The following is an 11,675-nucleotide window of genomic DNA, read 5'->3' on the forward strand; positions in this document are numbered from 1 at the left end:
CCGCGAAACCGTGACCCAGCACCCCGTCGTGCTGTTCATGAAGGGCACCGCCCAATTCCCGCAATGCGGCTTTTCCGGCAAGGCCATCCAGATCCTGAAGGGCTGTGGCGTGAAGAAGCTGGTTACCGTCAATGTGCTGGAGGACGACGAAGTCCGCCAGGGCATCAAGGAGTTCTCCAGCTGGCCCACGATTCCGCAGCTGTACGTGGCTGGCGAGTTCATCGGCGGCTCGGACATCATGAACGAGATGAACGAATCCGGCGAACTGAAGACGCTGCTGGACCAATCCGGCGCAACGGCCTGATCAGTCCATGCGGCGACTGGTCATCGGCATCACGGGCGCCACGGGCTCCCTTTACGCGGTGCGCATGCTGCAGGCATTGCGCGGCGTGGATGATGTCGAAACGCATCTGGTAGTGTCGGCGTCTGGCGTGCTGAACATCAAGCACGAGCTGGACGTCGGCCGCCATGATGTCTATGCCTTGGCGGACCACGTGCACAGCGTGCGCGACGTGGGCGCCACCCTGGCCAGCGGCGCGTTCCAGACCGCAGGCATGGTGATCGTGCCTTGCTCCATGCGCACGCTGGCGGCCGTGGCGCACGGCCTGTCGGATAACCTCATCACCCGCGCCGCCGACGTCACCCTCAAGGAACGCCGGCGTTTGGTGCTGATGGTGCGCGAGACGCCGTTCAACCTGGCGCATTTGCGCAACATGACGGCCGTGACCGAAATGGGCGGCATCGTGTTTCCGCCGCTGCCCGCGTTCTACCACCGGCCCGCTTCCATTGAAGAGATGGTGGACCATACCGTGGCGCGCGTGCTGGAGATGTTCGATATCGTGGTGCCTGGCCCGCATTGGGAAGGCATGAAGTAGTGGTTGCCGCAGGACAAAAAAAGAGCTCCAAGTCTGGAGCTCTTTTCATTTGCGCGATAAGCGCTTGCGCGGCGCGCAGCAATCACACCGTCGCGATCGGCGTGACCGGCGACCCGATTGCATGCGGCAGGCGCAAGGGCGGCGCGGTCAGCATGAAGTGATGGCGGCCGTTGGCGTGCAGCCAGTCGGCCAGGTCCCTCAAGTACCAGAGTTCCGCCAGCGGCAGCCCCAGCTTGAACAGGCAATGGTGGTGCAGCGGCAGCATGGCGCGCGGGCCGGTCTTCTCGCGCGCGGGATAGGCTTCCACGGCGTAGTTGTCGGCGCAGATGGCGGCGATGCCGCTGTCGGTGATCCATTGCAGCAGCGCCTCGTCGGTGCCGTCCAGCGCAGCGCCGTAGGTGTGCAGCGTTTCGGCGTCGGGCGTGCCGTTCATGGCGACCACCGCTTCGGCATAGCCGGTGCGCAGCACCAGCATGTCGCCGGGTTCGACGCTGATGTCGTCAGTCTTCAGCACATGCATGAGCTCTGCATGGCCGATCAGCGTGCGGCCGGGGCCGTAGTGGCGGAACAGGTCCACCAGCACGCCACGGCCCTGCATGCCTTTCTGCGCCAGGTTTTCCACGCCCAGCTTCAGGGCGGCCGAGGGGCCGCCACTGTTGCAGCCGCAGCCGGTATGGTCGCCGTCGGCCGGGCCGATGACGTCGACGCCGGCCTGGTAGCCGTTGTAGTAGCGCAGTTCGGGCTTGCCGTCGCCGTCGGCGTCGAACAGCGCGCCCACATGCGCCAGCGCGTCCCATTGCGTCGAATACTGCATCGACAGCAGCACCTGGTCGTCGCTCAGCACGTCGACCGCGTCCGGGTTGACGTTGCGCAACGGGAAGTTCAGGTACGGCGTGTCCGCGAGGCGCGTGGGGCTCAGCTGCGGCGGATGGCGGCGCGGATTGAGCACGTTGCCGCCGGGCAGGTCCAGCGGCAGCGACAGGCAGAAGGTCTTGCCGGCGCGGATTTCGCGCGCGCCTTTCAGGACCTGTTCTTCGGTGATGAGGTTCAGGCGGCCGAGTTGGTCGTCGGGTCCGAAGTCGCCCCAGTTGGAGCCTTCGGGCCGGTTTTTCCAGCGCTGCATGCCGCTTACCCCTTCAGGAAGTCGACGACCGCGCGGGTGAAGACTTCCGGTTGCTCCCAGTTCGAGATATGGGAGGTGTTCATTTCAAAGTAGCGCGCGCCGGGTATGGCTGCGGCCAGCTCTTGGCCCTGGGTCGGCGTGGCGGCCAGGTCGTGCGTGCTGCTGATGACCAGCGTGGGCGCCTTGATGGAAGCCACCTGTTCGCGGAAGTCGGCGTCGCGCAGCGCGGCGCAGTTGCCCGAGTAGCCGGCGTCCGGCGTGCGGCGCAGCATGTCGATCAGCACCTGGGTCAGTCCCGGCTCGGCGGCGCGGTAGCTGTCGGTGAGCCAGCGCTCGACCAGCGTGGGCGCCATTTTTTCCAGGGTCTGTTCGGCGACCGCGGCGATGCGGGCGCTCCAGCCTTCGGCCGAGCCGATGCGCGCGGCGGTGTTGCACAGGATCAGCTTGTCCAGCAGCTCGGGACGCGCCAGTGCCAGCCACAGGCCGGTGGGGCCGCCCATCGACAGGCCGCAGAAGTGCGCGCGCTTGATGTTCAGATGCGTCAGCAGTTCGGCGACGTCGTTGCCCAGCTGCTCGAAGCTGTATTCGCCTTCGGGGATGGAAGACTTGCCGTGTCCGCGGGTGTCGTAGCGCAGCACGCGGAAGTGCTTGCTCAGTTCGGGAATCTGGCGGGCCCACATGTCGGAGCAGGTGCCCAGCGAGTTGGAGAGCACCAGCACCGGCGCGTCCGCGGGGCCATCGATGACGTAGAACAGCCGTGCCTGGCTGAGATCGGCGTAAGACATGTGGGTTTATTCCTTTCGATTACAGATGGCAGACGCCGTCGAGGTAGGCCTTGCGCCAGCGCGTGATGGTCACGCGCTCGAACAGCTGGGCCTGGGCGAACGGGTCGGCATCGATGAACTGCTGCGCGGCTTCGCGCGTTTCCAGGGCCACGATGTACAGGCCGCCGCCGGCGTCCTTGCCGTCGTCCTGCAGCTTGGCGCCGCAGGCCAGCAGCAACTGCTTGTTCGCGTCCAGGTATTCCAGGTGCGCAGCGCGATGCTGCTGGCGCACGTCCTGGTGGCCGGGCTTGTCGAAGGTTTCGATGATGTAGGGCATGAACTGCTCCTGTCAGATCGCCGAGGGGTGGCGCGCCAGCGCCGTGACGTTGATATCCATGTACGGGAACAGCGGCAGCGAGGACAGCAGCGTGTGCAGTTCGTCGTTGCTTTCGACGTCGAAGATGCTGACGTTGGCGTAGCGGCCGGCCACGCGCCACAGGTTCTTCCACTTGCCGTCGCGCTGCAGCTGCTGCGCCAGGGCCTTTTCGTCGGCCTTCAGCTTGTCGGCGCGCTCGGCGGGCATGTCGACGGGAAGATTGACTTGCATTTGAACCATGAACAACATGATGACTCTCTCCTGTAAAGCCGCTCCGGCGCTGCCGGAGCGCGCACAAAACTCAGCGGGAAAACTTCAGCGGCAGGCCGGTCAGGCTCAGCAGCTCGTCGGCGGTGGTGTCGCCGAACATGTCGGTGACGGTGACGCCGTCGGCGCGGATGTCGAACACCGCCACGTCGGTGTAGACGCGCGACACGCAGCGCACGCCGGTCAGCGGATAGGTGCAGGCTTCCACCAGCTTGCTCTGGCCTTCGCGGGTCTGCAGTTCCATCATCACGAAGACGTCCTTGGCGCCGATGGCCAGGTCCATCGCGCCGCCCACGGCGGGGATGGCGTCGGGCGCGCCGGTGTGCCAGTTGGCCAGGTCGCCGTGCTGCGACACCTGGAAGGCGCCCAGCACGCAGATGTCCAGGTGGCCACCGCGCATCATCGCGAACGAATCGGCGTGGTGGAAGAACGAGCAGCCGGGCAGTTCGGTCACGGGCTGCTTGCCGGCGTTGATCAGGTCGTAGTCTTCCTCGCCCTTGGCGGGGGCGGGGCCCATGCCCAGCATGCCGTTTTCGGTGTGCAGGATGACTTCGCGATCGGCCGGCAGATGGTTGGCGACGAGCGTGGGCAGGCCGATGCCGAGGTTCACGTAGGCGCCTTCAGGAATGTCCTGCGCGACGCGGGCGGCGATCTGGTCGCGGGTCAGTTTGGTGCTCATTGCTGCTCCTTGGCGGCCGGGGTGGCTTCGATCTGCACGACGCGTTTCACGAAGATGCCGGGGGTCACGACGGTTTCGGGGTCCAGCTCGCCCAGTTCGACCACTTCGCGCACTTGGGCCACGGCGACGCGCGCGGCGCTGGCCATGATGGGGCCGAAGTTACGGGCGGTCTTGCGGTAGACCAGGTTGCCCCAGCGGTCGCCGCGCTCGGCCTTGATGAGCGCGTAGTCGGCGTGCAGCGGATACTCCAGCACGTACTGGCGGCCGTTGATTTCGCGGATCTCCTTGCCGTCGGCCAGCGGCGTGCCATAGCCGGTGGGCGTGAAGAACGCGCCGATGCCGGCGCCGGCAGCGCGGATGCGTTCGGCCAGGTTGCCCTGGGGCACCAGTTCCAGCTCGATCTTGCCGCTGCGGTACAGGCCGTCGAAGATCTGCGAATCCACCTGGCGCGGGAACGAGCAAATGATCTTGCGCACGCGGTTGGCGCCCAGCAGGGCGGCCAGGCCGGTGGTGCCGTTGCCGGCGTTGTTGTTGATGATGACCAGGTCCTTGGCGCCCTGCTCGAGCAGGGCGTCGATCAGCTCCATGGGCTGGCCGGCAGTGCCGAAGCCGCCGATCATGACGGTGGCGCCGTCGGGTACGTCCGCCAGGGCGGCCGCCGCGCTTGCAACAAGCTTAGAAATCATGATGTTTGCTCATAGGTGGCGTGTCATAATTTGTTCTTAATTAGAACTTTCGTTCTTCTGAAGAACATCGTTTCATGGGGATGAGCCGAGCGTCAAGGCGAGCCGGCGCGGCGTCATCTCCATTTACTCTTTTTGCGGTAGACGGATGGCCGAGCAAGATACCCAGCAACCCAGCGACAGCTACGTGCAGTCCTTCGCGCGCGGCTTGTCCGTGATCCGGGCCTTCGGCCCCGACCGTTCGCAGATGACGTTGTCCGAGGTCGCCGCGGTGACCGGGCTGACCCGCGCCGGCGCGCGCCGCATCCTGCTGACGCTGGAGCACCTGGGCTACGTCACCGTCGACGACCGCAAGTTCTCGCTGACGCCGCGCATCCTGGAACTGGGCTACGCCTACCTGTCCGGTACGCCGTTGTGGAACCTGGCGCTGCCGTACATGGAAGAGGTGGCCGAGCAGACGCGGGAGTCGTGTTCCGTGTCGGTGCTGGAGGGCGCGGACATCGTCTACATCCTGCGCCTGTCCACCCACAAGGTGATGACGATCAACCTGGCCGTGGGCAGCCGCCTGCCGGCCTGGGCGACCTCGATGGGACGCGTGCTGCTGGCGGGGCTGACGGAGCCGGAGCTGGACCGGGTGCTGGCGTTGAGCCAGATCCAGTCCTACACGCCGCACACCATCACGGATATCGCCGAACTCAAGCGCGTGCTGGCCGGCGTGCGCGCCGACGGCTACGCCTGCGTCGCGCAGGAACTGGAGCCGGGGCTGCAGTCGGTGGCCGTGCCCATCATGGACCGCAGCGGCCGCGTGATCGCCGCGATGAACGTCAGCGGCCATGCCAATCGCTTCACGCGCAAGGAAATGCTGGCGGCCTTCCTGCCGCCGCTGCGCCGCGCGGCCGACCAGATCAACCACGCCCTGCTGCGCCGCTAGGCGAAGCAGGGGGGCGAAGAGGACGGCAGGCAGGCGCATGGCTGGCCTCAGATGGGCGCGACGCCCAGCGTCGTGCCGCCGCAGACGTACAGCATCTGGCCGGTGACGAAGCCGTTGTCCGGAGACAGGAAGAACATCGCCGCGCGCGCCACGTCTTCGGGCGTGCCCAGGCGCTTGACCACGATGCTGTTGATGATGCGCTCGGTCTGCGGCGCGCCTGCCGGATTGCTCTTGGTGAACAGGTCGGTGGCGATGGGGCCGGGGCCGATGGCGTTGACGGTAATGCCGTCGCCGCCCAGTTCCATGGCCAGCGTGCGGGTCAGGCCCACCAGGCCGGCCTTGGTGGCCGAATAGACCACGCGGTCGGGCTTGCCCAGCGCGGCGCGCGACGACATGTTCACGATGCGGCCGAAGCCGGCCTCGCGCATGGCGGGCAGCGCGGCCTGCACCAGGATCAACGCGGTGCGCAGATGCAGGTTCACCACGTAGTCCAGGTCCGCCAGCGTGGCCGTGTCGGCCGTGCCGGGGCGGGTGGCGCCAGCGTTGTTGACCAGGCCCACGATGTTGTAGGCCTCGGTCACCTCGCGGGCGACTTCCTTGGTGCGCGCTTCGTCGGTCAGGTCGGCCTGATATGACACCAGTCCCGCGGGCGGCTGCTCGGGCAGTTTGTAGTCGATGTTGACGACCTGGTGTCCCGCATCCAGCAGCATGCGGATGATTGCCGCTCCGATCCCGGCGCTGCCGCCGGTCACGAGATACGCAGTAGGTTTGCTCATATCAGTTCCCTATTCCAAATTCCAACGCAGGCTGAAACGCTGCCGGTACAAATTAGTCCGTCCTCTCCTCGGCGAGGACACCGCCAGATCCGGCTTTGCCGGTCTGCAGGTGTCGCCCCCTGGGGGGCGCGCGTAAGCGCGTACGGGGGGGCTTAATGCGTCAAGTAGCCCCAGAGCAGCACGGCGGTGATGTGGATCACGCCGACCCACAGCATCATGATGACGGTATAGCCCATCACGTCGCGCAGCTTGAGCTTGGACAGCGCCAGCGCCGGCAGGATCCAGAACGGCTGCACCAGATCGTTCCAGGCGTTGCCCAGCATGACGGCCATGGTGGTCTGGTTCAGCGCGCTGCCGATTTCCTTGGCGGCGTCGATCATGAACGGACCCTGGATGACCCAGTGGCCGCCGGCCGACGGCGCGAAGAAGTTGATGACGAACGAGCTGATCAGGCCCCAGAACGGCAGCGACTCGGGCGTGGCCACGTCGACGAACACTTGCGAGATCGTGGTGACCAGGCCGGAGGCGGCCATGATGGCCATGATGCCGGCGTAGAAGGGGTACTGGAGGATGATGCCCGAGATCGTCTTGATGCCTTCGGTCAGCTTGGCCACATAGGCGGCCGGCGTACCCAGCAGGATGATGCCCAGGAACAGGATGATGAAGTTGATCAGGTTCAGGTCCAGCGAACCGCCGTCCATGAAGTGGAAGGTCACGTAGGCGATGCCCAGCGCGCCGATCAACATGCTCAGAATGCGACTGTTGTTCAGCTTGGAGGCGATGGTGCCCTTTTCCAGCATGTCTTCGGCGGCGTTGGACGTGTTGGCGTCGCGGTCGATGGCCGGATCCACTTCAACGATCTTCTCGCCCTTCTTCGGGTGCAGCCAGGCGTTGAGCAGCGGCAGCGTCACGATGATGACCAGGCTGGTGATCAGCATGGGCACCGAGAAAATGGTTTCCGACAGCGGGATGGTGCCCATCTGCTTGGCGGTCGGGTGGCCAGGGGTGGCGACCAGCACCGGGATGCTGGCCGACAGGCCCAGGCCGTACATGGTGAAGCCGCTATAGGCGGCGGCGATGATCAGGGGGTAGTGCACGCCCTTGACCTTGAGCGCCAGCTTCTTGGCGACGATGCCGCCGATGACCAGGCCGAAGCCCCAGTTCAGATAGCTGCCGATGCCGCCGACCAGCGTCGCCACGATGATGGCGGTATGCGGCTTGTGCACGTGGCTGACGATGCGGTTGAGCAGGCGGTCGGTCAGCGGCGCGGTGGCCAGCACATAGCCCATCGCCAGGATCACGGCCATCTGGGTCGTGAAGGCCAAGAGGCTCCAGAAGCCTTTGCCCCAGGCGCGGGTGACGTCGCCGATGCTCTGGCCTTCGATGCCCATGGCCAGCAGCACGGTGAGCAAGGTCAGCGCGATCGCGAAGACGAAGGGATCGGGCAGATACTTGCGCATCAGCTCGGTAAAGAATGAAGCCAGTTTATTCATGATGCTTCCTACAAACTCCGGTCAGGCTGTTTTTTCGCGTCTTGCCCCGCCCGGCGCCGGGTGGCGGCGCGGGTGGGTGGGACGATTGCTTTCTTTGTGTGGTTGGGCTTGTGGCCCGCTGGCGCTGGTGGCGGGAGACCCCGCGCCTTATGTAGTGAATTCTTGCTGGCGGAACCGTCAGGAGCCGCTGGCCTTGCCGTTGAGCCACGCGGCCAGTTCGCCCAGCGCGGCGCTTTTCTCGCGCAGCACGCGTTCGCGGCGCTCGGGGCTCCAGGTGTAGAAACCCTGGCCGCTCTTGGCGCCGATCTGACCGCTTTCAACCTTGCTCTTCAGGAGTTCGGAGGGTTCGCTGCGGTTTTCCAGGTCTTTGTAGAGATAGCTGGCGATCGCGTAATGCACGTCGATGCCGTTCATGTCGCGCTGTTCCAGCGGACCCGACAGGGCCAGGCGGATGCCCAGGCTCCACTTGACCACTTCGTCGATGTCCTCGGCGCTGGCCACGCCTTTCTCCAGCAGCGAGATGGCCTCGCGGGCCAGGGCATGCTGGATGCGGTTGGCGATGAAGCCGGGAATGTCCTGGCGCACCAGCACCGGGCGCTTGCCGGCATGGCGCAGCGTGGCCATGACCCGGGCGACGGTGTCTTCAGAAGTGCCGTCGTTGCGTACCACTTCCACCAGCGGAATCACGTCGGCGGGGGTGAAGAAATGCGTGCCCACGAAGCGGTCGCGGCGCACTACCGCGCTGGCGATGGCGTTGATGGACAGGCCGGAGGTGTTGGTGGCGAAGAGGGTGTGCGCCGGACACAGGGAATCCAGCTTGGCGAAGATGCCGCGCTTGAGTTCCAGGTTTTCCGGCACGGCTTCGATGACCAGGTCGCTGTTGCAGGCCGCTTCCAGTCCGGGCGCGACTTGTATGCGCTGCATCGCTTCCTGGACCTGGCCGGGAGCGTAGACGTTCAACTGGCGGTCTATCGTCTGCAGCGCGCGTTCCAGCGCGCCTTCCATCGGGTCGATCAGGACGACGTTCAATCCCTTCGAGGCGAACAGCGCGGCGATGCCGCTGCCCATGGCGCCTGCGCCGACGATGGCGAGATTCTTGAGGGGAGTATCCATGATGGTTCGCTCGGTGCTGACTGACACGCCGGGCTTGCGGGCGGCACGTGCGGAACCAGGGTGCTTTCTGTCTCTTCCGGAGTGCCTTCCTGTGCGCCTGGCCAGAAAAATCGTTTTGTTCTATATACGAACATTTGTGCGTATATAGAATTTCTGAAAGAGATAGTACTAAAAGTCGCGGGGGGCGGACAAATGGGGGATTTTGGGTGTCCGGCTGGTGGACGGAGGACCGGCGGGAGGCGCCGGCCCATGCTCTGGCGCGAGCGGGGGCCGGCCAGGTATTACCAGCGGTAGGTGGCGGTGCCTATCACTCGCCGCGGCTCGCCATAGAAGCAGCCGTAGGTGCAACTGCCGATGTACGTCTTGTCGGTCAGGTTGGACGCGTTCAGCGCGAACTTCCACGGCCCCGTCGCGTAACTGATCATGGCGTCGAACAGCGTGAAGGACGGCACTTCCACCGGCATGCCGTGCGCCATGCCGCGCGTGCTGCCCACATAGCGTACCCCGGCGCCAATTCTCAGGCCCGGCAGGCCGAAGTCGCCGAAGCCATAGTCGCCCCATAGCGAGAACTGGTTGTAGGGGACCGAGTTCAGGCGCTTGCCTTCCTCGTCGGGCTGCAAGGGGCTGGCCTTGAGCGTGCGCGCGTCGGTATAGGCGTAGGCCGCGATCAGGTTGGCATTGCGGCCGATGCGGGTGCGCGCTTCCAGTTCCAGGCCGCGGGTTCGCGCCTCGCCGGCCTGTATCTGGTAGGACGTGTCCAGGGGATCGGTCACGGTCATGTTCTTGCGGGTCAGTTGGTAGACCGCCGCCGAGAGCATGGTGTCCGAGCCCGCGGGCTGGTAGCGCAAGCCGGCTTCGTATTGCTGGCCGGTGGTGGGCTGGAAGCGGCTGCCCTGGCGGTCCTGGCCGCTGGTCGGCTCGAACGATTCGCTATAGCTCAGGAATGGCGCCAGCCCGTTGTCGGCCAGGTAGACCAGGCCGGCGCGGCCGGTGAAGGCCTTGCTCTTTTCGCCGTCCGCATATTTTTCGTCGGTGAAGAAGTTGCGCTCGTCGACCGTGACCCAATCCTGGCGTCCGCCCAGCAGGACCACCCATTTGTCCGCGATCTTGATCTGGTCCTGAACGTAGATGCCCAGGCGCTTCATGTCGGTGATGGAGGAAGAATCGGGGAAGGGCGCGACAGGGCCCAGCGGCGCGCCGTACACGGGATCGTAGAGGTCGATGTTGTTGTTGCTGCGGATGTAGCGTTCGGTTTCGTGCTTGGGCAGCGAGTAATCGATGCCCGCCAGCAAGGTGTGCCGCACCATGCCGCTGCCCACTTCGTACTGCAAGGACGTATCGGAGATCAGCGCGGAGGAACGGTCCCAGCGTGGCATTGCCCCTCGGTCGGCGGTCCAGCGCTGGTCGGGCGCGAGTTGCCAGATGTCGGTGGAGTGATAGGTGCTGTTCGCATGGAAGTAGCGCGCGCTGTTGCGCAGTTTCAGCTGGCTGTTGAAGGCATGTTCGAACAGATAGCCGATCGAATAGCGCTCCATGTTGAATTTGTCGAAGCCAGGCTCGCCGGTAAAGCGATTGCGTGGGATCTTGCCGTTGACGTTGGGGAGCACGGTGCCCTGCGCCGGCAGGCCATAGACGTAGACGGTATGGTCCTTCTGGTACTCCGCAAGCAGTGTCAGCGAGGTGGCGGCGCTGGGCTGCCAGGTAATTGCAGGCGCGATATAGGTCCTGTCGTCGGGCACGTGGTCGATGAACGTGTCGCTGTCGCGCAGCAGGGCGGTCAGGCGGTATGACCATTTGCCTTCCTCGTCCAGCGCCCCGCCGAAGTCGCCGGATATCTGCTTGCGACTGTAGTTGCCTGCTTCCACGTTCAGTTCGCGCAGCGGTTCGATGGTGGGGCGCTTGCTTACCGTATTGATGATGCCGCCTGGCGATGCCGAACCGTAAAGGACGGACGATGCGCCCTTGAGGAACTCGATCCGCTCCAGCCCGTACACCTCCTGCCGTCCGTTGTAGATGTTCACGGTGTACAGCATGCCGTCGCGATAGTAATTGCCCAGATTGCTGCGGAAGCCTCGCAGGAACAGGCTGTCGGATGTGCGGTCGATGCCTTCGGCGCGGCTGACGCCCGCCACGTAGCCCAGCGCATCCTGAATGCTCTGCGACTTCAGGGTGTCGATTTCTTCCGCGCCGACAACCGAGATGGATTGTGGCGTCTCGATGATGGGCGTGTCGGTACGGGTGCCGGCCGCGCTCAGCCGGGCGGTGTAGCCATGCAGCGGGCCGGTGGCGGTTTCCGCGGCCTGCGCGGTGACGGTCACCGCTTCGAGCGTGGTGGCGTCCTGGTGCGACAGCGGGGCGGGGCGCAGCGTGTAGCTGCCGTTGCTTTCCCGCAGGGCTTGCAGGCCTTGGCCGCGCAACAGTTCGGCGTAGCCTTCGCGCACCGAATAGCTGCCTGACAGGCCGTTGCTGTGCTTGCCCTGCAGCAAGGTGGCGTCCATGCTCAGCTCGACGCCGGCTGCGCTGGCATAGGCATTGAGCACCTGGCTCAGCGGGCCGCCGGGGATGTCGTAGCTGCGCCTGGCCTCGGCGCTCTGC

General features: G+C 65.2%; 13 protein-coding genes. 3 read left to right on the plus strand and 10 right to left on the minus strand.

What is annotated here, in order from left to right; all coding sequences use genetic code 11:
- Nucleotides 1-304: Grx4 family monothiol glutaredoxin (grxD, locus tag VIR09_RS03950; RefSeq protein WP_332011688.1), on the plus strand; the 304-nt coding region annotated here is incomplete at its 5' end.
- Nucleotides 305-311: 7 nt separating this feature from the next.
- Nucleotides 312-875 carry a UbiX family flavin prenyltransferase gene (locus VIR09_RS03955; RefSeq protein WP_332011689.1) on the plus strand — a complete coding sequence of 188 codons (564 nt, stop codon included), beginning with the start codon at nucleotides 312-314 and terminating at the stop codon, nucleotides 873-875.
- Between the two features lie 82 nt (nucleotides 876-957).
- Here the strand turns inward: VIR09_RS03955 and VIR09_RS03960 are convergent, their stop codons facing one another.
- The 6 genes from VIR09_RS03960 to VIR09_RS03985 are packed head-to-tail and all read right to left on the minus strand — an operon-like array spanning nucleotide 958 to nucleotide 4,770.
- On the minus strand, nucleotides 958-1,998 hold the full coding sequence (locus VIR09_RS03960; protein ID WP_332011690.1) for a cyclase family protein: 1,041 nt from the start codon (nucleotides 1,996-1,998) through the stop codon (nucleotides 958-960).
- Nucleotides 1,999-2,003: 5 nt separating this feature from the next.
- The gene (pcaD, locus tag VIR09_RS03965) at nucleotides 2,004-2,783 is read right to left on the minus strand and encodes a 3-oxoadipate enol-lactonase (RefSeq protein ID WP_332011691.1); all 780 of its coding nucleotides are present in this window, start codon (nucleotides 2,781-2,783) and stop codon (nucleotides 2,004-2,006) included.
- 19 nt (nucleotides 2,784-2,802) lie between these two features.
- Nucleotides 2,803-3,099 carry a YciI family protein gene (locus VIR09_RS03970; RefSeq protein WP_332011692.1) on the minus strand — a complete coding sequence of 99 codons (297 nt, stop codon included), beginning with the start codon at nucleotides 3,097-3,099 and terminating at the stop codon, nucleotides 2,803-2,805.
- A 12-nt stretch (nucleotides 3,100-3,111) separates the two neighbouring features.
- Nucleotides 3,112-3,387: a muconolactone Delta-isomerase gene (catC, locus tag VIR09_RS03975; RefSeq protein ID WP_042796227.1), complete on the minus strand. Its 276-nt coding sequence runs from the start codon at nucleotides 3,385-3,387 to the stop codon at nucleotides 3,112-3,114.
- 52 nt (nucleotides 3,388-3,439) lie between these two features.
- On the minus strand, nucleotides 3,440-4,084 hold the full coding sequence (locus tag VIR09_RS03980) for a 3-oxoacid CoA-transferase subunit B (protein ID WP_332011693.1): 645 nt from the start codon (nucleotides 4,082-4,084) through the stop codon (nucleotides 3,440-3,442).
- Nucleotides 4,081-4,770 carry a 3-oxoacid CoA-transferase subunit A gene (locus VIR09_RS03985; protein ID WP_332011694.1) on the minus strand — a complete coding sequence of 230 codons (690 nt, stop codon included), beginning with the start codon at nucleotides 4,768-4,770 and terminating at the stop codon, nucleotides 4,081-4,083. Before VIR09_RS03985 ends, VIR09_RS03980 begins: the two co-directional genes overlap by 4 nt.
- 145 nt (nucleotides 4,771-4,915) lie before the next feature.
- Here VIR09_RS03985 and VIR09_RS03990 point away from each other — a divergent pair, with 145 nt between their 5' ends.
- Nucleotides 4,916-5,698 (plus strand): IclR family transcriptional regulator, encoded by a 783-nt coding sequence (locus tag VIR09_RS03990; protein WP_332011695.1) that lies wholly within the window; start codon nucleotides 4,916-4,918, stop codon nucleotides 5,696-5,698.
- 47 nt (nucleotides 5,699-5,745) lie between these two features.
- Here VIR09_RS03990 and VIR09_RS03995 read toward each other — a convergent pair whose 3' ends face one another.
- The 4 genes from VIR09_RS03995 to VIR09_RS04010 all read right to left on the minus strand — a co-directional run.
- On the minus strand, nucleotides 5,746-6,474 hold the full coding sequence (locus tag VIR09_RS03995; RefSeq protein WP_332011696.1) for an SDR family NAD(P)-dependent oxidoreductase: 729 nt from the start codon (nucleotides 6,472-6,474) through the stop codon (nucleotides 5,746-5,748).
- Between the two features lie 152 nt (nucleotides 6,475-6,626).
- Entirely contained in the window at nucleotides 6,627-7,967 is a 1,341-nt protein-coding gene (locus VIR09_RS04000; protein ID WP_332011697.1) for a short-chain fatty acid transporter, read from the minus strand.
- 177 nt (nucleotides 7,968-8,144) lie between these two features.
- Nucleotides 8,145-9,080, minus strand: coding sequence for a 3-hydroxyacyl-CoA dehydrogenase family protein (locus VIR09_RS04005; RefSeq protein ID WP_332011698.1), 936 nt, complete (start codon nucleotides 9,078-9,080; stop codon nucleotides 8,145-8,147).
- 281 nt (nucleotides 9,081-9,361) lie between these two features.
- Nucleotides 9,362-11,675, minus strand: a 2,314-nt coding sequence (locus VIR09_RS04010; RefSeq protein WP_332011699.1) for a TonB-dependent siderophore receptor, incomplete at its 5' end; no start/stop codon positions are given.

The organism is Achromobacter sp. (assembly GCF_036567245.1).
In the GTDB taxonomy this organism is placed as follows: domain Bacteria; phylum Pseudomonadota; class Gammaproteobacteria; order Burkholderiales; family Burkholderiaceae_B; genus Achromobacter.